Annotated in this window: 24 protein-coding genes; 12 read left to right on the top strand and 12 right to left on the bottom strand. The window is 64.1% G+C overall.

The window, feature by feature from the left end; genetic code table 11:
• Positions 1 to 80: 80 nt before the first annotated feature.
• The 6 genes from ACT54B_RS20025 to ACT54B_RS20000 all read right to left on the bottom strand — a co-directional run bounded on the left by ACT54B_RS20025 (position 81) and on the right by ACT54B_RS20000 (position 6790).
• Complete coding sequence (locus ACT54B_RS20025) at positions 81 to 1610, bottom strand: sulfatase-like hydrolase/transferase (protein ID WP_476047539.1); 1530 nt, start codon at positions 1608 to 1610, stop codon at positions 81 to 83.
• Entirely contained in the window at positions 1594 to 2628 is a 1035-nt protein-coding gene (locus ACT54B_RS20020) for an ABC transporter ATP-binding protein (protein WP_476047537.1), read from the bottom strand. Before ACT54B_RS20020 ends, ACT54B_RS20025 begins: the two co-directional genes overlap by 17 nt.
• Positions 2628 to 3500 (bottom strand): ABC transporter permease, encoded by an 873-nt coding sequence (locus ACT54B_RS20015; RefSeq protein WP_476047536.1) that lies wholly within the window; start codon positions 3498 to 3500, stop codon positions 2628 to 2630. The genes ACT54B_RS20020 and ACT54B_RS20015 overlap by 1 nt, the downstream gene beginning before the upstream one ends.
• Positions 3497 to 4411 carry a hypothetical protein gene (locus tag ACT54B_RS20010; RefSeq protein WP_476047535.1) on the bottom strand — a complete coding sequence of 305 codons (915 nt, stop codon included), beginning with the start codon at positions 4409 to 4411 and terminating at the stop codon, positions 3497 to 3499. The genes ACT54B_RS20015 and ACT54B_RS20010 overlap by 4 nt, the downstream gene beginning before the upstream one ends.
• Before the next feature lie 4 nt (positions 4412 to 4415).
• Complete coding sequence (locus ACT54B_RS20005) at positions 4416 to 5540, bottom strand: extracellular solute-binding protein (protein ID WP_476047533.1); 1125 nt, start codon at positions 5538 to 5540, stop codon at positions 4416 to 4418.
• Positions 5541 to 5905: 365 nt separating this feature from the next.
• Positions 5906 to 6790 carry a LysR family transcriptional regulator gene (locus ACT54B_RS20000; protein ID WP_476047531.1) on the bottom strand — a complete coding sequence of 295 codons (885 nt, stop codon included), beginning with the start codon at positions 6788 to 6790 and terminating at the stop codon, positions 5906 to 5908.
• A gap of 220 nt (positions 6791 to 7010) precedes the next feature.
• Between ACT54B_RS20000 and ACT54B_RS19995 the strand changes: the two genes are divergently transcribed.
• From ACT54B_RS19995 to ACT54B_RS19975, 5 genes are all read left to right on the top strand, one after another.
• A complete protein-coding gene (locus tag ACT54B_RS19995) occupies positions 7011 to 8261 on the top strand; it encodes a sarcosine oxidase subunit beta family protein (RefSeq protein ID WP_476047529.1) in 1251 nt (416 codons plus the stop codon).
• 9 nt (positions 8262 to 8270) lie between these two features.
• The gene (locus ACT54B_RS19990; RefSeq protein WP_476047527.1) at positions 8271 to 8555 is read left to right on the top strand and encodes a sarcosine oxidase subunit delta; all 285 of its coding nucleotides are present in this window, start codon (positions 8271 to 8273) and stop codon (positions 8553 to 8555) included.
• Positions 8552 to 11500 (top strand): sarcosine oxidase subunit alpha family protein, encoded by a 2949-nt coding sequence (locus ACT54B_RS19985; RefSeq protein WP_476047525.1) that lies wholly within the window; start codon positions 8552 to 8554, stop codon positions 11498 to 11500. Before ACT54B_RS19990 ends, ACT54B_RS19985 begins: the two co-directional genes overlap by 4 nt.
• Positions 11493 to 12056: a sarcosine oxidase subunit gamma gene (locus ACT54B_RS19980; protein ID WP_476047524.1), complete on the top strand. Its 564-nt coding sequence runs from the start codon at positions 11493 to 11495 to the stop codon at positions 12054 to 12056. Before ACT54B_RS19985 ends, ACT54B_RS19980 begins: the two co-directional genes overlap by 8 nt.
• 68 nt (positions 12057 to 12124) lie before the next feature.
• The gene (locus ACT54B_RS19975; RefSeq protein WP_476047523.1) at positions 12125 to 12781 is read left to right on the top strand and encodes a helix-turn-helix domain-containing protein; all 657 of its coding nucleotides are present in this window, start codon (positions 12125 to 12127) and stop codon (positions 12779 to 12781) included.
• Here ACT54B_RS19975 and ACT54B_RS19970 read toward each other — a convergent pair whose 3' ends face one another.
• From ACT54B_RS19970 to ACT54B_RS19945, 6 genes are read right to left on the bottom strand one after another with little or no spacing between them, the layout of a single operon-like run.
• The gene (locus tag ACT54B_RS19970) at positions 12782 to 13051 is read right to left on the bottom strand and encodes a hypothetical protein (protein WP_476047521.1); all 270 of its coding nucleotides are present in this window, start codon (positions 13049 to 13051) and stop codon (positions 12782 to 12784) included.
• Positions 13048 to 13713: a hypothetical protein gene (locus tag ACT54B_RS19965; RefSeq protein WP_476047520.1), complete on the bottom strand. Its 666-nt coding sequence runs from the start codon at positions 13711 to 13713 to the stop codon at positions 13048 to 13050. Before ACT54B_RS19965 ends, ACT54B_RS19970 begins: the two co-directional genes overlap by 4 nt.
• Positions 13714 to 13768: 55 nt before the next feature.
• Complete coding sequence (locus ACT54B_RS19960; RefSeq protein ID WP_476047518.1) at positions 13769 to 15205, bottom strand: APC family permease; 1437 nt, start codon at positions 15203 to 15205, stop codon at positions 13769 to 13771.
• 6 nt (positions 15206 to 15211) lie between these two features.
• Positions 15212 to 15382, bottom strand: coding sequence for a hypothetical protein (locus ACT54B_RS19955; RefSeq protein WP_476047516.1), 171 nt, complete (start codon positions 15380 to 15382; stop codon positions 15212 to 15214).
• 11 nt (positions 15383 to 15393) lie between these two features.
• Entirely contained in the window at positions 15394 to 15774 is a 381-nt protein-coding gene (locus tag ACT54B_RS19950) for a hypothetical protein (RefSeq protein WP_476047515.1), read from the bottom strand.
• 2 nt (positions 15775 to 15776) lie between these two features.
• Positions 15777 to 16058: a hypothetical protein gene (locus ACT54B_RS19945; protein WP_476047514.1), complete on the bottom strand. Its 282-nt coding sequence runs from the start codon at positions 16056 to 16058 to the stop codon at positions 15777 to 15779.
• 236 nt (positions 16059 to 16294) lie between these two features.
• Between ACT54B_RS19945 and ACT54B_RS19940 the strand changes: the two genes are divergently transcribed.
• The 7 genes from ACT54B_RS19940 to ACT54B_RS19910 all read left to right on the top strand — a co-directional run bounded on the left by ACT54B_RS19940 (position 16295) and on the right by ACT54B_RS19910 (position 24975).
• The gene (locus ACT54B_RS19940; protein ID WP_476047513.1) at positions 16295 to 17191 is read left to right on the top strand and encodes a class II glutamine amidotransferase; all 897 of its coding nucleotides are present in this window, start codon (positions 16295 to 16297) and stop codon (positions 17189 to 17191) included.
• Positions 17192 to 17194: 3 nt separating this feature from the next.
• A complete protein-coding gene (locus ACT54B_RS19935; RefSeq protein WP_476047512.1) occupies positions 17195 to 17884 on the top strand; it encodes a protein GlxC in 690 nt (229 codons plus the stop codon).
• A gap of 9 nt (positions 17885 to 17893) precedes the next feature.
• On the top strand, positions 17894 to 19222 hold the full coding sequence (locus ACT54B_RS19930) for an FMN-binding glutamate synthase family protein (protein WP_476047510.1): 1329 nt from the start codon (positions 17894 to 17896) through the stop codon (positions 19220 to 19222).
• A 74-nt stretch (positions 19223 to 19296) separates the two neighbouring features.
• Complete coding sequence (gene glnT, locus ACT54B_RS19925) at positions 19297 to 20604, top strand: type III glutamate--ammonia ligase (protein ID WP_476047508.1); 1308 nt, start codon at positions 19297 to 19299, stop codon at positions 20602 to 20604.
• A 354-nt stretch (positions 20605 to 20958) separates the two neighbouring features.
• Positions 20959 to 21372 carry a universal stress protein gene (locus ACT54B_RS19920; protein WP_476047507.1) on the top strand — a complete coding sequence of 138 codons (414 nt, stop codon included), beginning with the start codon at positions 20959 to 20961 and terminating at the stop codon, positions 21370 to 21372.
• A gap of 164 nt (positions 21373 to 21536) precedes the next feature.
• The gene (locus tag ACT54B_RS19915) at positions 21537 to 22880 is read left to right on the top strand and encodes an NAD(P)-binding domain-containing protein (RefSeq protein WP_476047506.1); all 1344 of its coding nucleotides are present in this window, start codon (positions 21537 to 21539) and stop codon (positions 22878 to 22880) included.
• 328 nt (positions 22881 to 23208) lie between these two features.
• A complete protein-coding gene (locus ACT54B_RS19910; protein WP_476047504.1) occupies positions 23209 to 24975 on the top strand; it encodes an APC family permease in 1767 nt (588 codons plus the stop codon).
• The last annotated feature ends 21 nt before the right edge of the window (positions 24976 to 24996 follow it).

Here is a 24996-nt window from a genome sequence, read left to right as displayed (position 1 = left end):
ACGGGCAGGCTTCTTGCCATGGGGAAGAGACGAGCGGCGGGACATGGCGGCAGCGGCGGGACGGATGCCGGCAGCCCCCTTCAGAGGCTGCCGTAAAGGGCTCCGCCCGCGGCCTGCAAGCCGCTCAGGCTGCGCTCCTCGTGCCGGAGCCTGAGGTCGAGAAGCCGCTCCAGGCCCTCCCTCTCCAGCCCGGCCAAGGCCGGATCGCCGGCCCGGTTCACGGTTTCCAGCGGATCGTCGCGTAGATCGAACAGCACCGGCGGCATGGCGGCGAAGCGCACATATTTGAACCGCTCGGTGCGCACCACGTGAAGGTTGCACAGATCCGCCGGCAAGCGGAAACGCTCCTGCGCGCGCCGGCTGGCGAGATCGGCGAAATCATGGCTCCAGTAGGCGGCGTCCCGCCAGCCGGCCGGCGTGGCGCCCGCAAGCCAGGGACCGAGGCTTTCGCCGTCCATGTTGACCGGGATGCCAAGGCCGAGCGCATCGAGGATGGTCGGAACCACATCGATGGACTGGGTAAAGGCGGTCACGGTGCGGCCCCGTCCGGCATCCGCCGTCCCGCGCGGATCGCGGACGATCAGCGGAATATGGGCGGACTGGTCGAAATAGGCGAGCTTGCCCATCAGGCCGTGATCGAAGAGCTGCTCCCCGTGATCCCCGGCCACGACGATGAGGGTATTTTCGTAAAGCCCGGCGGCCTTCAGGGCGTGCAGGATACGGCCGATCTGGTGGTCCACATCCATGCAGAGAGCGGCATAGATGGCCCGGACCTGCCGGATGACCGCTTCGGACGCCGTCCGCACCGATCCTTCGAGACCGGGCACGAAATCGCCGAGGTCCTGGCGCTCCTGGATGGCTTCCACCAGCGGATGGCTCGTGGCGGATCCGTCGCCCGGAATGGGCAGTCTCTGCAAGGCGGGATCGACGGCGCTGAAATAGGGATCGGCCGCCGCAAAGGGAGGATGGGGCGCGATATAGGACAGATGGGCGAAGAAGGGCTTGCGCCCCACCGCCGAGAGATGATCGAGGAAACGGTCGGTCAGAAAGGCTGCTTCGCTGTCTTCGGCCCGGAAAAGGGCCGGCTCGCCGAACCGGCACTTCCGGAAGATCCCGTCCCGCCCGCGATCGGGATCGTCGACCGGATACCCGCGCGCCTTCAGGTGGGAGAGCCAGGGCCGGGCGGATTCGGTCAGAAGCAGACCGACATCGAGCCCGGGGGCAACGCCTTCGTAATCGCCGCAGGCCGGATCGGCGGGATCGAGGCCGCGCGGATCGGCTGTCGTGTCCGTATAGCCGAAGAGAACCGGGCGATAGCCGCCGGAGCGCGCTTCCTGGAACAGCGTGCGGTGACGTCGGTCGAGCGGCGTGCCGTTTCGGATCGAACGGTGCTTGTGGGGATAGAGGCCGGTGATCAGGCCGGCCCGGGCCGGGCCGCAGGGATAGGCCTGGCAGTAATGCCGGGCAAAGCGCGTGCCGTCCTGCGCCAGCCAATCGAGCGAAGGGGTCGGAGGCCTGTGGCCTCCGACCCCGCCGGGGAGGAGATCACCGCGCCATTGGTCGGCGGTGATCAGGAGCACGTTGAGCGATGCGTCAGGCTTCGAAGACATGCACATTCTCTGGACGGACGGCGACCCGGACCGACTGGCCCACCTCGATATCGGCCACTTCGCGGCTGGCCCAGTCGACGCGCAGCCGAAGCGGCGATTCCTCACCATCGATGCTGAGATAGAATCGGGTGGTCTGCCCCTGGAAGAGCTTGGCTTCCACGCGGGCCACTTCCCCATGGGTGGTGCGCACGATGTCTTCAGCGCGGATGAAGACCCGGGCGCGGGCGAGATTGCCCTGCACCGGCATGACCAGCGCCTTGCCGAGGCTGACATGGCCGTTCTGCACCTTCAGGTCCAGCTCGTTGCGACCGCCGATGAACCGGGCGCTGAAGGCGGTGCTCGGACGGTCGTAGAGCTCGTCCGGACGCGCCACCTGCTCGATCCGGCCGGCCCGCATCACCACCACCCGGTCGGCCACCGCAAGGGCCTCCGACTGGTCGTGGGTGACGAGGATGGCGGTCGTTTTGATCGACTGCTGGATGCGGCGGATCTCGTCGCGCAGGTAATCGCGCACCACCGCATCGAGCGCGGAAAGCGGCTCGTCGAGCAGCAGCACCTTCGGATCGGGCGCGAGCGCCCGGGCCAGCGCCGTCCGCTGCTGCTGGCCCCCCGAAAGCTGGTTCGGATGGTGATCCGCCCGGTCTTCGAGCCCGACCAACGCCAGCAACTCGTCCACCCGGCGGGCGACGGCTTTTTGCTGCTCGCCGCGGATCGCCAGCGGAAAGCCGATATTGTCCCGCACGGTCATGTTGGGAAACAGCGCATAGGACTGGAAGACCATGCCGATCGGCCGTTTCTGGGTCGGCATGCGGGTGACGTCTTCCCCACCGAAGAGAATGCGTCCGCTATCCGGTTCCGTCAGGCCCGCGATGCAGCGCAACAGCGTGGTCTTGCCGCAGCCGGAGCTGCCGAGCAGGGCGATCAGTTCGCTCTCGCCGACTTCAAGGTCGACATGATCGAGCGCGCGCTTGCCGCCATAGGTTTTCACAAGGCTGGATATGGTGATGGAGCTGCTCATCAGTGGCCTCCCTGGCCGCTATCCGCCAGCCGCTTCGAGGAGGAGTCGTTGAAATAGACGACACCGATCGAGAGGGCGAGCGTGACGAAGAAGTTGATCGAGGTCATGACCGCGAGGATGTTGAAATCCGCGTCCGCGCTCTTCAGCATGTTGAGCAGATAGAGCTGCACCGTCTCGAAACGGCTGCCGACGAGGATCTGCACGAGCGCGATCTCGTTGAAGGAAATGCCGAAGGCCATGATGGCGCCCGAGGTCAAGCCGGGGCCGATATTGGGCAGGATGACCTTGAAGATGGTCGTCCCGAGACCGGCGCCGCAGGTGCGGGCGGCTTCGGTGAGCGTCCGCACATTCGCCGCCGCCATGGACCCGTCCAGCGCCCAGTAGACGAAGGAAAAGGCGACCGCCATGTGCATGACCGCCACCAGCCCCACCGTTCCCTGTGCCCAGGGAGCGTAATCGCCGGTGATCTCGAGCATGCCGAAGGCAAGCACCACGAGCGGCATGGCGAAGGGAATGGCCGCCAGCGTTTCCAGCACCGGCCGGATGGCTGGATGGCGGACATGCTGCCAGTAGACGGCCGGCGCCACCAGCAGGATGTCGGCCACCGCCACCCCGACTGCCAGCGCCAGCGAGCGCAACAGCACCGTGCGGAAACGCTCGTCGGCAAAGCCCTCCATCCAATGGGACAGGGTATAGCCGTCCGGCAGCACATTGGTCGTCCACCGGGTGGCCAGCGAATAGAGCAGCACGGCCAGCATGGGCAGCAGGATATAGGCGCTGACGGCGCCGATCAGGAACCGGCCGGGCAGCTTGCGCAACCCCTTGGGCACGGGCAGCGGTGAAGGATTGTTCGTCGTCAGGGTTGTCGTCATGACAGCCATTTCGTTCCCCTTTTTACGGAATAGCGGTAGAGCGCCAGGCTGATCAGCGCGAGGATCATCAGGATGACCGCAAGCACGGGCATGCGCTGGCTGCCGAACAGCGATCCGAGAAGGGACCGGTTCATTTCGACGGTGATCAGGCGGGTCGCCAGCGGCGTATTGCCGACCAGCGCCACCGGCAGGCCGTAAAGCCCGACGGTCCAGGTGAAGATCAGCAGCCAGGAGGCGGTGATGAAGGGCCGAATGACCGGAAAGCCCACCCGGTACCAGAATTGCAGCCAGGTTGCCCCGCAGGTCTTCGCCGCTTCCTGCCAGTCATCCTTGATGAGGCTCATGGCGGGCAGGGAGAACAGCACGAACAGCGGGATATTGCCGTAGATATAGGCCACGACCAGCCCGGTGAAGCCATTCGCCGAGGGCGGTTCGAACGCGACGCCGAACCGCTGCAGCGACAGCGTGACCATGCCATAGGTGCCGATGGCGGCAAAATAGGCGAAGCCGAGGCCGATGCCGCTGAAATTGGTCGCCACGTTCAGCATGCCGAGATGCAGCGAGCGCTGCACCCGCGGCATGCGGGAGACCAGCCAGGCGAGCGGCACGCCGACAAGCATGGAAACGGTCGCCACCATGACGCCGAGATAGAGACTGTTGAGGACAGCCTGCCGCATGGCGGCGGAGCCGAGCACGGCCGCCCAGTTGGCGAGCGTGAAGCCGGCCCCCGAGGGGCCGGCAAAGCTTGCGCGGATCAGCACAAGACAGGGAAGGACCAGAGCGCACCCCGCCAGAAGGATGAGGGGGATTGCCAGCGACCAGTCCACCCAGAAGGTGGAAAGGGGCGCGGGTTTGGGGGCAGATGGGTCCTTTCCCCCGCCTCCGTTCGGCAAGATCTGTGCGTCCGTCAAGGGTTCAGCCTCCCGCGACCTGTTCCTGCCAGACGCCGGCAAGCGCGGCGACATCCACGAGATCCCAGTTCGGGATCTGCTTCACGCCGGCATAGGCGCTGTCCGGCAGCCATCCCTTGCGGGCATCGTCGGGAAGTTTGAGGTCGCCGAGAACCCAGCGGATCGGACGGGCGCCGAAGCGGGCGAAGGCGGTCTGCGCCTCATCCGTCAGCACGTGGTCGAGCAGCAGCTTGGCGGCATTCATCTTGGCCAGGTTGTAGCGGTTGATCATCAGCGCCGAGGGCGAATAGATCGACACGTCCGGAATGACGACTTCCGCATTGACGCCCTTTTCCTTCAGGGCCGCCGCGGCGGCGATGCAGTTGAAGTCATATTTCAGCTGGATCGGCACTTCGCCGCGCTCCAGCGTCTGGCTGTTCTTCTGCCCCGAGGAGAACTGGGCGAGCATCTGCCGGGCAAAATCGGCGCCGGGCTTCATGTCCAGTTCGCTGCCGCCATGGGCATAGGCCCAGGCGAGGAAGATGGCCACGTCGGTGCCGCTGGTGCCGCTGGCATCGACCGCACCGATCTTGCCCGTATATTCCGGCTTCAGCAGATCCTGCCAGGTGCGCGGCACAGTCTTGATCACATCCGTGTTCACCACCATCGCAGGCACGCCCACGAAGGTCGCGACCCAGCCACCGGTGGCGCCCTTCAGGCCATCGGGAAGCTTGGCCGCGTTCGGCGGAATGTAATCCGGCACCACGCCCTTGTCGGACGCCACCTTGCCGTAGAGAATGCCGATATCGCCGGAAATGGCGACCGGATTGTCCTTCTCCGCCTCGAATTTGGTGATTTCCTCCAGCGAGCCCATGTCCGTATCCACATGGTTCAGCTTGAAGTCGTATTTCTTGGCCATGGATTGCAGGACTTCGCCGTAATTGGCCCAGCTGTCCGGCATGCCGTAGCTCGAAAATTCCGCAGCTTCGACCTTTGCCTTCTCGATATCGAGGGGCGCCGTCCAGTCGTCCATCGTATTGGCGAAGGCGCTGCGGACGCCGCCTGCGAGAACCGCGCCGGCCGCCAGCATGGCAGATCCGGCCAGGAAGTGCCTGCGGTTGATTTCCATTCCCAGTTTTTTCGTCGTCATCGTCCAGTTCCCTCATATGGTCGTTGATGGCGGTGGCCATGGTCCCGTTGCGGGCCCGTCGCGGACAGATCGGAGGCAAGCCGGCATCGTTTCGCGGATCGGCAATCGACCGCGAGTCCGGGCTTTTCAGGGCCCTGCCGCCCGGTTCGGCCGGGCGTGTATGGATTTGATGTCTGCTCTTGCTTTTTCTGTCCGCGCTTCTTGCCCACGCGGTTGCATTTTGCCGGCGACACAAGCCACTTTTGGACTTGCCCGGCAGGATGAACTATATATTCACGCTATAAATGATGTCAAATAATCAAAAATTTCTATAATCATAGGCACAGTCTATAGATCGGACTGCGACATTTTCGGGCGCAATCGGGCTAGGATCGCTTTGCGGTTGCAAGGGGCTCGCAGACGGAGAGAAATCCGGCGATGGCCGCATAGTGCCGGGATTCCGGCAGGGTCACCATGTAATGGCCGATATCGGACAGCGGATCGTCGATAATCGACACCTCGATCTCGGAATCCTGGGGCAGTTCGCCCTCGATGGCGATGGCAATGCCCATTCCGGAGGCCGCCGCGGCAAAGGCAACGTCATGGGTGGCCACCTCCATGACGGGCGAAAGGGTGACCCCCGCATTGCGCGCCATGGTTTCAACCAGGTTGCGGGTGGCCGACAGGCGGTTCCACAGCACCAACTTTTCCTGCGACAGGCGGCGGATATCCACATGCCCGCTTCGAAGCACGGGATTGCCCTTCTGCCCGTAAGCCACGATGCGGCAGCGACGCAGTTCCAGATTGTGCAGCCGGGGATCGGGCATGGCCTGCGACAGGAAAGCCAGATCGAGCTCGCCCCGCACGACGGCTTCCGCCAGTTCCAGCGAGGGTCCGCCGCGGGTCGAGACGTGAAGATTGGGAAACCGCTCCACGAAGGCGGTGAGAATGGGCATGATCAGCCGGTGGGCGCTGAAACCGATGGAAACCCGCCCCGACGTGACCCGTTCCGGATCGGTGATTTCCCGATGGATATCGTCGATGGCGGCCAGCGCCATGCGGATCTTGCCGAGAAGACGCTCCGCACCGGGCGCCGGGCGGATCACATGGCCGTCCCGGATGAAGATGCGGATCGCACTCTGGGTCTCGAAGGCGCTCACCTGCGTGGAGATGGTTGGCTGGCTGACCCCGAGATCCTGGGCCGCCTTGGAGAATTGTCCGGTCCGGGCAAGGGCGTCGACGGCACGCAGGTGGGCAAGGCTGATCGACATGACGGGTTCCGCTGAGCAACAAGACGAGCCAAGCAATACGAAAATCCGGGTTCGGCGGCAATCACCGGGCGGCGCGGGATTGTCTTCCCCCGCCAAAAAACCGCGCGCGACCGCGCCCCGGAGAGGATGGCTGAAAATGTCACGCTTGTGGCCAAAAAGGACGCTTTTTGCCGGTGGGCAATGTTAGTCTGCTCGAACTGAGCAATGGGGGATATGAACCATGCGATATTCGGGCCTGAAGGTCATCGTCGAAGCCTTGACCGGGCATCGGGGCTGGAAGCCCGTCTGGCGCGACCCCGCTCCCCAGGCGCATTATGACTATATCATCATCGGCGGCGGCGGGCATGGGTTGGCGACGGCCTATTATCTCGCCAAGGAATTCGGCAAGAGCCGGATCGCGGTGCTCGAAAAGGGCTATCTCGGCGGCGGCAATGTGGGCCGCAACACCACGATCATCCGCTCCAACTACCTGCTCGACGGCAATGAGCCCTTCTACGAATTCTCGCTGAAGCTCTGGGAAGGGCTGGAGCAGGATTTCAACTACAATGCCATGGTGTCCCAGCGCGGCATCATCAACCTCATTCATACGGACGCGCAGCGCGACGCCTTCACCCGGCGCGGCAATGCCATGATCCTGAACGGGGCCGATGCGGAACTGCTCGACCGCGAGCAGGTGCGCGCCATGTATCCCTGGCTGAATTTCGACAATGCCCGTTTCCCGATCAAGGGCGCGCTGATGCAGCGCCGGGGCGGCACGGTGCGTCACGATGCGGTGGCCTGGGGCTATGCCCGCGGCGCCGACATGCGCGGCGTCGATCTCATCCAGAACTGCGAAGTCACGGGCATGCGCATCGAGAACGGCAAGGTGCTGGGGGTCGAGACGACCCGGGGCTTCATCGGCGCCGGCAAGGTGGGCGTGGCGGTCGCCGGCTCCTCGTCGAAGGTCATGGCCCATGCGGGCATGCGCCTTCCGATCGAAAGCCATGTGCTGCAGGCCTTCGTGTCCGAGGGGCTGAAGCCCTTCATCGACGGGGTGATGACCTTCGGGGCCGGCCATTTCTATGTCAGCCAGTCCGACAAGGGCGGCCTCGTCTTCGGCGGCGACATCGACGGCTACAATTCCTATGCCCAGCGCGGCAACCTGCCCGTCATCGAGGATGTGGCGGAAGGCGGCATGGCGCTGATGCCCTCCATCGGCCGGGCACGGCTCCTGCGCACCTGGGGCGGCATCATGGACATGTCGATGGACGGTTCGCCGATCATCGACAAGACGCCCGTGGACGGTCTCTATTTCAATGGCGGCTGGTGCTATGGCGGCTTCAAGGCGACGCCCGCCTCCGGCTGGTGCTTCGCCCATCTTCTCGCGCGGGACGAACCGCATGTCACCGCCACGGCCTATCGCTTCGACCGGTTCCTTAAGGGACTGATGATCGACGAAAAGGGCCAGGGCGCCACCCCGAACCTGCATTGAGAGGAAGCCATGATCATCCATCATCCGATCCTCGGACCGCGCGACTCCCAGGAATTCGTCTATCTCGGCGATGCGAGCCTGATGAACCGGCCTGACGGACTTGCCGCAGGCATCGAGGCCTTTCACGACTATCTTTACAACCGCGACAACCCGGCCGGCGAACATCGCGAACTCTGGTATCATGAGCAGGGCGACCGCTCCTGGCTGGTGGTAACCCGCAACACCGTGACCCACGAGATTGTCAGGGTCGAACTCGCACGCGACGTGGCCAAGGCGATGGGACGGACGAAATGAGCCAGAAGAACCGAATTTCCGGCGGCCAGATCGACCGCGCCAGAACCCTCCGCTTCACCTTCGACGGCACGTCCTACGAGGGGCATCCGGGCGATACGCTCGCCTCAGCGCTGCTCGCGAGCGGCGTGCGCCTGATGGGCCGCAGCTTCAAGTATCATCGCCCGCGCGGGCCGCTTTCGGCAGGCTCTGAAGAGCCGAATGCGCTGGTGCAACTGCGTTCCGGCGCCCGCCAGGAACCGAACACGCGCGCCACGGTGGCCGAGCTTTTCGACGGGCTCGAGGCGACCAGCCAGAACCGCTGGCCCTCGCTTGCCTTCGATGCACTGGCCATCAACGACCGGCTGAACACCTTCTTCACCGCCGGCTTCTACTACAAGACCTTCATGTGGCCCGCCTCCTTCTGGGAAAAGGTCTACGAGCCGATCATCCGCCGTGCGGCAGGCCTCGGAAGCCTGACCCGCCAGGAGGACCCGGACGAGTATGACAAGGGCTTCCTGCATTGCGACCTTCTGGTCATCGGCGCGGGTCCCGCGGGCCTGATGGCGGCGCTTGCCGCCGGGCGGTCAGGCGCACGCGTCATCCTGGCAGACGAGGATTTCCGCTTCGGCGGCCGGCTGAACGCCGAAACCCTGACCGTCGGCGGCATGGCCGGTGCCGACTGGGCCGACCGTGCGGTGGCCGAACTGGCAAGCCTGCCCCATGTGCGGCTGATGCTGCGCACGACCGTCATCGGCGCCTTCGACCACGGCATCTACGGTGCGGTGGAGCGGGTGAGCGACCATGTGGCCGTGCCCGCCGCCGGAAAGCCGCGCCAGACGCTCTGGCGCATCTATTCGAAGCGCGCGCTCCTGACGGGCGGCGCCACCGAAAGGCCGATCGCCTTCGAGAACAACGATCGTCCGGGCATCATGCTGGCCGGCGCGCTGCGCACCTATGCCAACCGCTTCGGCGTGGCCGTGGGCGAAAGCGTCGCCATCTTCACCAACAATGACGACGGCCTGCGCACCGCGACCGATCTGGTGGCGAAGGGTGTCGACGTGGTGGCCGTGGCCGATGCCCGGCCCGACGGACCGCTACTGCCCGGCATCCGGCATCTCAAGGGTGCGGAGGTCATCGATGCCTCCGGCCGCCTCGGTCTGAGCTCGATTACCATCCGGCAGGCAAACGGCCGGACGGAGACGGTCTCCGTCAGCGCGCTCGGCGTCTCCGGCGGCTGGAACCCGAACGTCAACATTTCCTCCCATCACCGCTCCCGGCCCACCTGGGACGAGACGCTGCAGGCCTTCGTGCCCGGCGAGGGCGGCCCGCCCGGTCTGAGTGCCGCCGGGGCTGCCGCCGGCCTGATGTCCACCCATGCGGCGCTGGACAGCGGGCAGCGGGCGGCGCTCGCCGCCCTTGCCGATCTCGGCATCGCCGGCAAGGCCGATGCGCTGCCCGAGGCCGAAGACAAGCCCGTCTCGATCACGCCGAAATGGTATGTCAACGCGGGCAAGGGCCGTGCCTGGATCGACCCGCAGAACGACGTCACCGTCAAGGACGTGAAGCTCGCCCAGAAGGAAAACTTCACCTCCGTCGAGCACATGAAGCGCTATACCACGCTCGGCATGGCGACCGATCAGGGCAAGACCGGCAATGTGATCGGTCTGGCGATCATGGCGGGCCTCACCGGACAGACCATTCCGCAGACGGGCACCACCATCTATCGCCCGCCCTATACGCCTGTTGCCATGGGCACGCTCGCCGGCCGCTCGCGCGGCAAGGCGTTCAAGCCCTTCCGTCTCACGCCCTCGCACAAGTGGGCCGAGGAACAGGGCGCGATCTTCGTCGAGGTCGGCATGTGGCTGCGCACCCAGTGGCTGCCGAAGCCCGGCGAAACTCACTGGCGCGAGAGCGTCGACCGCGAAGTGCTGGCGACCCGCAAGTCCGTCGGCATCTGCGACGTGACCACGCTCGGCAAGATCGATATCCAGGGCACGGATGCGGGGGCCTTCCTCGACAAGGTCTATTGCAACACCTTCTCCACGCTCGCCGTCGGGCGCTGCCGCTACGGGCTGATGCTGCGCGAGGACGGGATGGTCTTCGACGACGGCACCACCGCGCGCATGGGCGAGAACGAATATGTGATGACGACCACCACCGCCAATGCGGTCACGGTGTTCCGTCACCTCGAATATTGCCGGCAGGTGCTGTGGCCGGACATGGATGTCCAGCTGATCTCGACCACCGAGGCCTGGGCGCAGTTCTCGGTCGCCGGACCCAATGCCCGTCGCCTGCTGGAAAAACTGGTGGATCAGGATATTTCCGACGCGGCCTTCCCCTATATGGCGGCCGGCAACATCACCATCGGCGGCCTGCGGGCCCGTCTCTTCCGCATCAGCTTCTCGGGCGAACTGGCTTACGAAATCGCCGTGCCGACCCGCTATGGCGATGCGCTGATCCGGCGGCTGGTGGAAGAAGGCAAGGCCTTCGACGCGGTGGTCTACGGGACGGAAGCGCTCGGCGTCATGCGCGTCGAGAAGGGCCATGTGGCCGGCAACGAGCTGAACGGCCAGTCCACCGCCCTCAACATGGGCCTCGGCAAGATGGTCTCGAAGAAGAAGGACAGCATCGGCATGGTTCTGTCCCAGCGCGAGGGCATGAACGATCCGGGCGGCTATCGCCTCGTCGGGGTCAAGCCGGTCGATCCCAAGGGCACGCTGACGGCGGGCAGCCACTTCCTCGAACCGGGGGCGGCCGCCGTGATCGCCAATGATGGCGGATGGTTGACCTCCAAGGTCTATTCGCCGCATCTCGGCTGCGATATCGCGCTCGGTTATCTCAAGGCCGGCGACCAGAAGATCGGTCGCCGCATGCGGGCGGTCAACCTGCTCGCGGGGACGGAGACCGAGGTGGAAATCGTGTCGCCGCATTTCTTTGATCCGGAAGGGGAGAGACTCCGTGGCTGAGCCCTTGCACGCATTGACGGCCCTTGGCCACCAGACCCCGAAAACCCTGGATATCGGTCCCTACCGGATCGTCGAGCGCTTCGACGTGGCGCTCGCCTCGCTCGCCACCCGCAAGGGAAAGGACGAGGCGCTGCGCAGCGTCGCCTCCACGCTCGGCCTGCCGCTGCCCGCCCCGGCCCGGGCGGCTTCGGGCCCTGTCTGGTCTTCCTTCTGGGTTGCACCCGACATGTGGATGGTCGAGGCGGATTATGCCACCCATGCGGATATTGTCGCCGCGCTGAAGCCCGCCTTCGGCGAGGCGGCCTCGATCACCGAACAGACCGACGCCTGGGTGCGGTTCGATCTTGGCGCGCCTGATCTGGCACCGCTTCTCGAACGGCTCTCCAACGTGGATTTCGCGGAGGCGCCGGATGGCTTTGCCAGCCGCACCGTGATCGAGCATATCGGCTGCTATCTCATCCGGCACGGCGCCGGTTCGATCACGCTTTACGGCCCCCGCTCCTCTGCGGCGAGCCTTTTCCACGCGCTGGAGGTCACCGCCCGGTCGGTGATCTGATCGCGCCCTTGCGGCAGGTTGTGTTTCCCGGTAGGAAAAATGACTGGGATTTTATCAGGAATGCAACCATGTCGAATGCCGAACAGCCGAATCTGCCCCGGGTCAAGCCTGCCTTCGACCAGGATCCGCATCGCGTGCGCGAGATTACCGAGCGCAATCTGGAGGCGGCGATCGGGCGGGAGGTGCGCAATTACCGCCGCCAGCTCGGCATGACGGTGGCCGACCTCGCCAGTGCCACGGGCCTGTCGATCGGCATGTTGTCGAAGATCGAGAATGGCAATACCTCGCCCTCGCTCACCACGTTGCAGGTTCTTTCCCATGCCTTCTCCGTCCCGCTGACGGCTTTTTTCCGCAGCTATGAGGAGCGGCGCGAGGCGCAGCACGTCAAGGCAGGCGAGCATATCGAGATCGAGCGGCGGGGCACGCGCGCCGGCCACCAGTACAACCTGCTCGGCCATATCGGTTCCAATTCCTCCGGCGTCACGGTGGAACCCTATCTCATCACGCTCACCACCGAGAGCGACACCTTCCCGGCCTTCCAGCACGAGGGGCTGGAGCTGCTCTACATGCTCGAAGGCGAGGTGGATTACCGGCATGGCGACCAGATCTATCCGCTGAAACCCGGCGACAGCCTGTTCTTCGATGCGGACGCGCCGCATGGGCCGGAAACGCTGGTGAAGCTGCCTGCGCGCTATCTCTCGGTCATTTCCTATCCGCAGGGCTGATCAGGCGCGGGCGCGATCGTAGACGGCGCGGCGCAGCTTCGCCGTCCGGTAGGCATCCATCATCGCCATGGCCCAGACGAACAGTCCGCCCGAGATCTTGCCGATGAAGGAAATCTCCGGCCCCGCCGTCTTCAGCGTGAAGGCCCCGAGCAGGATTACGAAAAACACGAAGATCAGGCCGCGCAGCGGCTGCCGGTTGATCACCTGTCCCATGCCCGGCAGGACCGTGGCAAGGGCGAGCACCGCATAGGGGTTCGGGGGCTTGGTCATGAGGCCTCGTTCAATCCGTCTCTGAGGGCAAGAAGCGTGTCGATCAGGGGTTTCACGCGCTCCGGCGCAAGCGGCGTGCCCCCCAGTTCCGAATCGCGGAAGATGAGGTAGCGCCCGCGCTCGGCCTCTTCGGCCAGGATGACGAAGCGCAGCCCTTTCGGCGAAATCACCAGTTCCTTGACGCGCGGATCGGCAAAGAGGCCGAGATGCGGTTCGATCCGCTCGATCGGCGGCACGCCGGCCGCATCGTCCGTGCGGATCACCGTGCCGTCCGGCAGGCTCGGTGGGGTGGGCAGGGTCTGCGGCAGGCTGGAAAAACGGGAAAAGGTTTCCAGCCCGCCGGGCCGGGCCATGATATCCAGCGTGGCGCGAACCGGCAGCGGCACCGGCAGCGTCACCATCACCCAGAGCGCCGGCAGCTTGCGAAAGGTGAGACTATCGGGCAGGGCCTGCAGATCGAAGCCGTCGGCGCCGCGATAACCGGTCATGCGGGGGAAGCCCGAAGGCTCGATCCGGCCGGCCATGCGGTCGAAGAGGGGGGAGAGAGCGGAGAAATAGCGGGCCTGCGCCGCCTTTCGCTGCCCGAGCGCGCGGCGGGTGGCAAGGGCGAGCCAGAGAAGGAGCCCTCCGGCGGCAAGGGCAAGCGGCAACAGTGTGGTCATGCATCTCTTTCGCAAGACGGCCCGCGCCCGGTCAGGGGCGCGGGCCATGGGCCGGTCAATAGCCGTGCGGCCGTGGCCAGGGCATGGTGAACTGCGCGCCGCGATCGACGAAGCGATAGCGCCGGAAGTGGAACCACAGGCTGACCACGATGTAGAAGCCGATCATCGCCACCAGCTGCGTGCCGTAGCCCAGGAACACCGCGAAGAAGGTGATCGAGCAGAGCGCAAGCAGCGTGATGGCCGGCAGCGGATGGAAGGGATGCTCGTATCCGCGCTTGATCACGCCCATCGGCCACTTCTTGCGGAAGAGGATGATGTTGAGCGGCATGAACGTATATTCCAGCAGGCCCGACAGGATCGAGAAGGTGATGACCTGATCGAGCGGCGCACCGAGCGCGAAGATCAGCGCGATCGGAACGAGGAAGACGATGGAGCGGTAGGGCGTGCGGTATTTCGGATGCACCGCCCCGAACCACGACGGCAGATACTTGTCGCGACCCATGGCGAACCAGGCGCGCGAGGCATCGTTGATGCAGCCGTTGGCCGAGGCGAGCGTGGCGAAGAGCGTGCCGATGCCGAGCAGCCAGACCAGCGCATTCGAGCCGGAAAGGCGGGCCGTATCGAAGAGCGGCGCCACCGAGCCGTTCACGCCGTCGCCGAGGAATTCCCAGGGCAGGACGCCGGAGCAGACATACCAGGTCAGCGTTGCGGCGATCAGCAGCGTCATGATGCCGGCCAGCGTGCCGAAGGGCAGGGCACGCGCGGGCGAACGCACCTCTTCCGCCGCCTGCGTGGTGCCCTCGATGCCGAGATAATACCACAGGCCGAAATGCATGGCCGCCAGCACGCCGATCCAGCCATAGGGCAGTTCATGGCCCTGGAAGAGCGCCGCATGCTGCATGATGCCGCCGCCGAGAATGCCCGAGGTCGACAGGAAGATCACAAGGATCGCCACGAAGGCGACGGCGGTGATGACCAGGTTGAAGGTCAGCGTCGCCAGCACCCCGCGATAGTTCAGCCAGGCGAGGAACATGATGACCAGCACGATGAAGGGCCGCTGGTCGAGCGCGCCCGTATAGCCGGTCATGGTCGCCACCACCGACACCAGATAGCCGGCCGTGATGGCGTTCGCGGCCTCCAGCATCGTATAGGCAAAGACGAGGTAGAGCCCCACATTGAAGGCCATCAGCGGGCCGACGATGTGTTTCGCCTGGGTATATTGACCGCCGGCGGCGGCGACCGTGGAGGTCACCTCCGAATCGATCATGGCGACGCAGGTGTAGAGAATGCCGGCGAACCAGCAGGCGAGCAGGGCCGCATAGGCGCCACCTTTGCCGACGGCAAAGTTCCAGCCCATATATTCGCCGACGAGAACGATGCCCACGCCGAGCGCCCAGACATGGGCGGGGCCGAGCACGCGCAGCAGGCCGACCTTGGTGCCATGCGGCCCCATGCCGTCCCGTTCTGCGGATGTGATGTCGAATTCAGCCATGACGCATCACCCCTTGAAGCTTTCTTCGGTCATGGCTTCCAGCTCGCCTTCGCGCGAGGAAGTCAGGACCTCTTCGGAATAGGTCGTGTCGGTCTTCAGCCAGTCCGCCACCATGAAAAGGCCGAGCAGGGCCGAAAGCCCCCAGGCCAGATATTCGATGTAATCCCATGTCTGCATCGGCCCGGTTCCTATTTCTCGTCGAATTTTTCAGCGATCACGTCGCGATATTCCGCCTCGGAGAAGCGCAGCATCAGCACGTAATAGGCGATGATCACCACGATCATCACCACAAGCGAGCTGATCGTGAAGGAGTAGTCGAAGCGCGCCAGAATGAGGTCATGGGCGGTTTCCGGCGTATAGCCGAGCGCCTCGTATTGCTTGGCCTGGACGGCGTTCTGTCCCAGCGCCTCCCAGGTGGGGGCGGTGACGGGCGCCGACACGGTCTTGGACGATCCGGCCATATGCAGCCAGAGCGGCACGAAGAGCGCACCGACGGTAAGCGCCACCAGCACGATCACGTCGATCAGCTGGCTGAGCTTGCTTTGAACGGGAGGCTTGTAATGGGCCATGGTCAGTGCCCCCGCGCTTCGTCGAGAAACTTGATGTCGAGGCCGTAGATGAAATCCCGGTCCTCGCGATAGTGCTTCAGCATGGCGGCGATGGCGGCCGTGTTGAACAGCAGGACCACCGCTCCCGCAAACAGCAGAAGCATGCGGGCCCCCGCCGATGGCGCGAGGTTCCAGGTCGCGAAGGCGACGAAGATGATGGAAAACCAGAGACCGACGATGAAAGCCCAGGCGATCGTCACGTCGCGCTTGTGCATCGCCTCAATGCGTTGCGTCATGTCAGGCATGCTACCCTCCCAAGGCCCCGCGGCTCCCCTACCCGAGAGGGTGGGCCTCCACACGCCCTCTCCGGTAAAAAATTTTCCATCAAGGAAAACTGCATGCGACAATCTGTCAAGGGAAACCTGCCCGATTGGACATTTATCCAAGAACTTTCCCGCGGGGTAAAATTTGTTTCTTCCCAGTTGAAAGGGCTCCGCTTCGGTGCTAGCGTCCGGTCAATCGAAAGTCAGGAGACGAAACCATGTGTGGAATCGTAGGATTGTTCCTCAAGGATCCCAAGCTCGAGCCCCGTCTGGGCGAGATGCTGACGGACATGCTGATCACGATGACGGACCGCGGTCCGGACTCGGCCGGCATTGCCATCTATTCCTCGGCCGGCAAGGGCCTGGGCAAGGTCACCGTGCAGTCGGCCAATCCGCAGGCGGATTTCGCCAATCTGGACGGCGATCTGAAGGAGGCGCTCGGCACGCCGGTGGCGCTTCTCGTCAAGTCCACCCATGCGGTGATCGAGGTGCCGCTGGCGCAGCTGGATGCGGCGCGCGCTGCGATCGCGCATCTGCGTCCGGGCGTGAAGATCATGTCCTCGGGCGAGAATATCGAGATTTTCAAGGAGGTCGGCCTGCCCAAGGATGTGGCCGCGCGCTTCGGCGTGTCCAAGATGGGCGGCACCCACGGCATCGGCCATACCCGCATGGCGACGGAATCGGCCGTGACCACCATGGGTGCGCACCCCTTCTCCACCGGCTCCGACCAGTGCCTGGTGCATAACGGGTCGCTTTCCAACCACAATGGGGTGCGCCGCGAGCTGCGCCGCCAGGGCATGACCTTCGAAACCGAGAACGACACGGAAGTCGCCGCCGCCTTCATCAGCCACAAGCTGAAGCAGGGCGAGGCGCTGGGGCCTGCCCTGGAATCGACCCTGACCGATCTCGACGGCTTCTTCACCTTTGTGGTCGGCACCCATAACGGCTTCGGCGTGGTGCGCGATCCCATCGCCTGCAAGCCGGCGGTCATGGCCGAGACCGACGAATATGTCGCCTTCGGCAGCGAATATCGGGCGCTGGTGAACCTTCCGGGTATCGAGAATGCCCGCGTCTGGGAACCGGAGCCGGCAACCGTCTACTTCTGGGAGCGCTAACACATGCAGACATTCGATCTGGGGAAAGAGGGCCTGCGCGCCCTGAACTCCTCGCTACATGCCCTCAAAGGTCAGACCAACATGACCCGCTGGGAAGTGATCAACCCCAAGGGCGCCCATGCGATCGCCGCCGGCGTCGACGCCAATGTGGAGATCACGGTTCGCGGCTCCACCGGGTATTACTGCGCCGGCATGAACAAGCAGGCGACGATCCTGATCAAGGGTTCGGCCGGTCCGGGCGTGGCTGAAAACATGATGTCCGGTACGGTCGTCATCGACGGCGACGCCAGCCAGTATGCGGGCGCGACCGGTCGTGGCGGGCTTCTGGTCATCAAGGGCAATGCCTCCTCGCGCTGCGGCATTTCCATGAAGGGCATCGATATCGTCGTGCATGGCAATATCGGCCACATGTCGGCCTTCATGGCGCAATCGGGCAATCTGGTCGTGCTCGGCGATGCCGGCGAGGCGCTCGGCGACAGCCTTTACGAAGCCCGCCTCTTCGTGCGCGGCAACGTGAAGTCGCTCGGTGCGGATTGCATCGAGAAGGAAATGCGGCCCGAGCATCTGGAACTGCTCGAAAAGCTGCTGCGCGCGGGCGAGGCCGATGCCAAGGCGCGGCCGGAGGAGTTCCGCCGCTACGGTTCGGCCCGCAAGCTCTACAATTTCAATATCGACAACGCGTCGGCATACTGAGGCGACCCCATGACCGATTTCCCGAAAACCCCGCCGCGTTTTTCCGCAACCTTCACCCCCGCCGTCAATGCCGAAATCCGCCGCGCTGCGGCCTCCGGCATCTATGACATCCGCGGCGGCGGCACCAAGCGGCATCTGCCGCATTTCGACGACCTGCTGTTCCTCGGCGCCTCCATCAGCCGCTATCCGCTGGAAGGCTATCGCGAGAAATGCGCCACCGATGTCTGGCTCGGCACCCGCTTTGCCAAGAAGCCGATCCATCTGGATATCCCGATCACCATTGCCGGCATGAGCTTCGGTGCGCTGTCCGGCCCGGCCAAGGAAGCCCTCGGCCGCGGCGCCTCGGCGGCCGGCACCTCCACCACGACCGGTGACGGCGGCATGACCGAGGAAGAGCGCGGCCATTCGAAGACGCTGGTCTACCAGTATCTGCCGAGCCGCTACGGCATGAACCCGGACGACCTGCGCCGTTGCGACGCCATCGAGGTGGTGGTCGGCCAGGGCGCCAAGCCCGGCGGCGGCGGCATGCTGCTCGGCCAGAAGATTTCGGATCGCGTGGCCAACATGCGCAACCTGCCGAAGGGCATCGACCAGCGTTCCGCCTGCCGTCACCCGGACTGGACCGGACCGGACGATCTGGAAATCAAGATCCACGAACTGCGCGAAATCACCGATTGGGAAAAGCCGATCTATGTGAAGGTCGGCGGCGCGCGCCCCTATTACGATACGGCGCTGGCGGTGAAGGCCGGTGCGGACGTGGTGGTTCTCGACGGCATGCAGGGCGGCACGGCCGCCACCCAGGACGTGTTCATCGAGCATGTGGGCATGCCGATCCTCGCCTGCATTCCGCAGGCGGTGAAGGCGCTGCAGGATCTCGGCATGCATCGCAAGGTGCAGCTGATCGTGTCGGGCGGCATCCGCTCCGGCGCAGATGTGGCGAAGGCCATGGCGCTCGGCGCCGATGCGGTGGCCATCGGAACGGCGGCGCTGATCGCGCTCGGCGACAACGATCCGGTCCATGAAGAGGAATATCAGAAGCTCGGCACCACCGCCGATGCCTATGACGACTGGCACGAAGGCCGCGACCCGGCCGGGATCACCACCCAGGATCCCGAACTGTTCAAGCGCTTCGACCCGATCCTCGGCGGCCGCCGCCTGAAGAATTACCTCAAGGTGATGACGCTGGAAGCACAGACCATCGCGCGCGCCTGTGGCAAGAATCACCTGCACAATCTCGAGCCGGAAGACCTGTGCTCGCTGACCATCGAAGCGGCTGCCATGGCGGGTGTACCGCTCGCCGGCACCAACTGGATACCCGGGCGCAACGGCGGCTTCTGAGCCGCCGACCGGCCCCAAAAAAATAAAACAGAGTGGAACAACAAGCGGAACTATCAGTCACACTGGGGATAAGCATGGCAAAAGATCTGGCCAAATGGGCCAAGGACAGAGGCGTCAAATATTTCATGGTCTCCTACACGGACCTGTTCGGTGCCCAGCGCGCCAAACTTGTGCCGACACAGGCGATCAACGACATGGCAGTGGACGGGGCGGGCTTTGCGGGCTTCGCCACCTGGCTCGACCTGACCCCCGCCCATCCCGACATGATGGCGGTTCCGGATCCGGATGCGGCCATCCAGCTGCCCTGGAAGCGGGAAGTGGCGTGGATCGCCTCGAACTGCGTGATGGAAGACAAGCCCGTCGCCCAGGCGCCGCGCAACGTGCTGCGCCGGCTCGTCGACGAGGCCGCCAAGGAAGGCCTGCGCATGAAGACCGGCGTGGAGCCGGAATTCTTCCTGCTGACGCCCCAGGGCGACAAGGTTGCCGATCCCTTCGACAATGCGGAAAAGCCCTGCTACGACCAGCAGGCAGTCATGCGCCAGTATGACGTGATTTCCGAGGTCTGCGACTACATGCTCGAGCTCGGCTGGGAGGCCTACCAGAACGACCACGAGGACGCGACGGGCCAGTTCGAGATGAACTGGAAATATGACGACGTGCTGCAGACCGCCGACAAGCACAGCTTCTTCAAGTTCATGATGAAGTCGGTCGCCGAAAAGCACGGGCTTCGCGCCACCTTCATGCCCAAGCCTTTCAAGGGCCTGACCGGATCCGGCTGCCATGCCCATATCTCGGTCTGGAACCTGGACGGCACGAAGAATGCCTTCGCCGACAATTCCAAGGAACTCGGCCTGTCCGAACAGGGCCGGCATTTCCTCGGCGGCATCATGAAGCATGCAAGCGCGCTTGCCGCCATCTGCAACCCGACGGTCAACAGCTACAAGCGCATCAATGCGCCGCGCACCACCTCGGGCGCCACCTGGGCGCCGAACACGGTGACCTGGACCGGCAACAACCGCACCCACATGGTGCGCGTGCCCGGCCCCGGCCGTTTCGAGCTGCGCCTTCCGGATGGCGCCGCCAACCCCTATCTCATGCAGGCCGTCATCCTGGCGGCGGGCATCGACGGCATCCGCACCAAGGCCAATCCCGGCCCGCGCCACGACATCGACATGTACCAGATGGGCCATACGGTGAAGAACGCGCCGAAGCTGCCGCTGAACATGCTCGACGCGCTGCGCGAATACGACAAGGACAAGACGCTGAAGGCGATGATGGGCGAGGAATTCTCCAGCGCCTATCTGAAGCTCAAGCATCAGGAATGGAACAGCTACGCCTCGCACTTCTCCAAATGGGAAGCCGATAACACGCTGGATATCTAGGTCCTCCCCCAGGACTCTGACGCCCCGGTGCCGACCTCTTCCCCGCCGCGAAAGCCAGGGGGAGGGGCCGGTGCCGGGGATTTTTGTCCTGCGCGGATGCCCGCGCCGCAGCCCTTGCCGACGGGCTTGCTTCTGTTTCCGGCGACCGCCTTTAGCCCCTCGCTCCCTTCGAATCGGTCAGGGCCGGTTGACGCAGGTCAAGGCGTCCTTGTCCGCGGAATGCTTGGATTTCCGGGCATTCCAGCAGAGCGGACAGGCCAGACATTCCGACCGTCGGCAATTCCCCAAAATGCCCTCCGCCCTGTTCTTGCGGGAATTGACGCCGGGAGCCAAAGCAGCAAGGAACAGACAGTCATGAGCAAGAAAATTCTCTGCCCGACCGATGGCAGCACCCATGCCAATGCCGGCCTCGCCACCGCCATCGAACTTGCCCGCGCGACGGGCGCGACGCTGACCGTCTGCGTGGTCAACGTCGCCCATGGCGGCGCGCGCGGACCGACCATCAACCACTGGACCGCCGAAGACGTCGCGGCCCTGCTGGCCGCTGCGGAAGAGACCTGCAAGGCCGGGGGACTGGCCGAAGTCGGCACCGTCGAGCTGGTCTCGCGCGAGGTCGCGCCCGGCATTCTCGCCTATGCGGAGCAGAACGGCTACGACCACATCGTCATGGGCACGGGCGACAAGCGCGGCGTCAAGCGTCTTGTGCTCGGCTCGGTTGCAGCCGAAGTGGCCGGCCAGGCCCATTGCACGGTCACCGTCGCCCGCTGAGCGGGACGGAGACACCGCACCGGTCGCCTGTCAAAATCCGGACCCCCGACGAAATGATATTTTCACTGGAGGAAAAAGATTTGACAGACACGCAACGCCAGTTCTAGCATTCCGGTCAAGGCAAGGGGAACCATTTGCCGGGGAACAATGATCCGGAGGCATTCATGAAGAAGAAAGTGGCAGTGATCGGTGCGGGACCGTCGGGGCTTGCACAGTTGCGGGCATTCCAGTCAGCCAAGGCAAAGGGCGCGGACATTCCCGAGGTCGTCTGTTTCGAAAAGCAGTCCAACTGGGGCGGTTTGTGGAACTATACGTGGCGCACCGGCCTCGACGAGCATGGCGAGCCGGTCCACTGCTCCATGTATCGCTACCTCTGGTCCAACGGACCGAAGGAAGGTCTTGAATTCGCCGACTATTCCTTCGAGGAACACTTCGGCAAGCAGATTGCCTCCTATCCGCCGCGCGCCGTGCTGTTCGATTATATCGAAGGCCGCGTGAAGCGTGCCGGCGTGCGGGACTGGATCCGCTTTTCCACCACCATCCGCATGGTTCGCTACAACGAGGACAAGGGCAATTTCACCATCACCGCCCATGATCTCAAGCAGGACCGGATGTATGAGGAGGATTTCGACCATGTGATCGTCGCCTCCGGCCATTTCTCGGTGCCGAACGTGCCGGAATATCCGGGCTTCGACAAGTTCAACGGCCGCGTGCTGCATGCCCATGATTTCCGCGATGCCCGCGAATTCGCCGGCAAGGATCTCCTGCTGCTCGGCTCGTCCTATTCGGCCGAGGACATCGGGAGCCAGTGCTGGAAATACGGCGCCAAGTCCATCACCGTCGCCTATCGCAATGCGCCGATGGGCTTCAAGTGGCCGGACAACTGGAAGGAAGTGCCGAAGCTGGAGCGGGTGGACGAAAACACCGCCTATTTTGCCGACGGCACCTCGAAGAAGGTGGATGCCATCATCCTGTGCACCGGCTACAAGCACCACTTCCCCTTCCTGCCGGACGACCTGCGCCTGAAGACCGCCAACCGCCTCGCCGCCGCCGATCTCTACAAGGGCGTGGTCTGGGTGCACAATCCGAAGCTCTTCTATGTCGGCATGCAGGACCAGTGGTTCACCTTCAACATGTTCGACGCCCAGGCCTGGTGGGTGCGCGACGCCATCATGGGCCGCATCCAGATCCCGACCGACAAGGCCACCCTGCTCAAGGACGTGGAAGACCGCGTGGCGGGCGAGGATGCCGGCAAGGACGCCCATGACGCCATTCATTACCAGGGCGACTATGTGAAGGAGCTGATCGCGGAGACCGACTATCCGTCCTTCGACGTGGACGGCGCCTGCGAGGCCTTCTTCGAGTGGAAGGACCACAAGAAGAAGGACATCATGAAGTTCCGCGACAATGCCTACAAGTCGGTGATCACCGGCACCATGGCGCCCGTGCATCACACGCCCTGGAAGGACGCGCTGGAAGACTCCATGGAAAGCTATCTCAAGAACTGAGATCGAACCGGCCGGAAGGCCCCTCTGGTCCCCAGAGGGGCCTTCCGGTTTCAGGGGATCACATCCGGCGATTGCATCGAATCCACAGGAAACAAATATTCGTGCAAATAAAACTTCGCTGGCAATATCTGCATTTGCATGATTACATGTCCGCATCGGGCCCGGGGACGCCACCATCCTCTTTCCGATGAAAAACACGACGGAAAGAAAACTTTCCGCAGGGAACAGCCAATCGGCCACAAGGCCATCATCAACTGAGCCAACGCCGCACGGACAGAACAGGGGAAACAAACCGTCAGACTCCGTCGGTCGTACTGGGGAGATAACAATGACGAATGAAACTGGGTCGGGCCAGATGGTCCGGGCGCTGGACTGGAGGGGCGCGTTCTGGGTCGCGGCAGGGGTGCCGCCGCTCGTGCTCTTCTCCATCGGAGGGATCGCGGGAACCACTGGGAAACTTGCCTTTCTCGTGTGGATCATCTCGATGATCATGGGCTTCCTGCAGAGCTTCACCTATGCGGAAATGGCCGGCATGTTCGGCAACAAGTCGGGCGGCACCAGCGTCTATGGCGCAACCGCGTGGCTGCGCTATTCCAAGCTGATTGCGCCGCTTTCGGTCTGGTGCAACTGGTTTGCCTGGTCGCCGGTGCTGTCGCTCGGCTGCGCCATCGCGGCCGGCTACATCCTCAATGCCTTCTTCCCCATCCCGGCGGCCGACAGCCAGCCGGTGCTGGACTGGGTGACGGCGCATATGGCCGGCTATACCGCCGAAACCAAGGCCGTGGTGGATTACATCGCCGCCAATGCCGGCACGGCCGTACCCGACGCCATCAAGGCGGTCGCCACCGCCGATGCGGTGGCCGCGCTGACGCCCGCCTTCCGCACCTGGGAACTGGTCGCCATTCCGGTGCCCGGCCTCGGCAACCTGCACTTCAACTCCACCTTCGTCATCGGCGTGGTGCTGATGCTGGCCATCCTGCGCATCCAGCACGGGGGCATCGCCTCCACGGCCAGCGCCCAGAAATGGCTCGCCATCATCGTTCTCGTGCCGCTGCTGCTCGTCGGCCTGGTGCCGATCGTGACCGGAGAGATCAACACGGCCAACGTCACCAATCTTCTGCCGCCGTCCGCCGCCTATTCGGGTGTTGACGGTCAGTGGAACATCGGCGGCTGGACCCTGTTCCTCGGCGGTCTCTACATCGCCGCCTGGTCCACCTACGGCTTCGAAACGGCGGTCTGCTACACCAGCGAACTGAAGGATCCGAAGCGGGATACGTTCAAGGCGATCTTCTATTCGGGCCTGCTCTGCTGCGTCTTCTTCTTCCTCATTCCCTATTCCTTCCAGGGCGTTCTGGGCACCCAGGGCATGCTGGCGACGGGCATCGTCGACGGAACGGGCGTGGGCGAAGCGCTCGGCAACATGATCGGCGGCGGCAAGGTCATCACCCAGATCTTCGTGATCCTGATGGTCATGGCGCTGTTCATGGCGATCATGACGGCGCTTGCCGGGTCCTCGCGCACCCTCTACCAGGGTTCGAAGGACGGCTGGCTGCCGAAATATCTCTCCGGCGTCAACGAAAAGGGCGTGCCCTCCAAGGCGATGTGGACGGATTTCAGCTTCAACGTCATCCTTTTGGCGCTCGCATCCGACGCATCCGGCTATTTCTACGTGCTCGCCATCTCCAATGTCGGTTACATCCTGTTCAACTTCCTGAACCTCAATGCCGGCTGGATCCACCGCATCGATTCCAGCCACATGGAACGCCCCTGGAAGGCGCCCACCTGGCTGATCGCGCTCAACACCATGCTCGCCTTCGTCAATGCCCTCTTCCTCGGCGCCGGCGCCAAGGTCTGGGGCTACGAGAATGCGCTCTGGTCGGGCCTGATCTTCGCCTCCTTCATCATCCCGGTCTTCTGGTATCGCCATTATTACCGGGACGGCGGCAAGTTCCCGAAGGAAGCCTATGACGATCTGGGCCTCAGCGAGGGCGATCTCGGCGAGCGCAAGGCCGGCGTGCTGCCCTATGTCACGCTGATTGCGGGCGCAGCCCTTGTCCTGTGGGCAAACTGGTTCTTCACCCTGCCCGCTGCCTGACGACGAGTCGACGAGGGGCCG

The organism is Gellertiella sp. DMC107, assembly GCF_056313605.1.
This window is presented reverse-complemented; position numbering and strand designations above follow the sequence as displayed.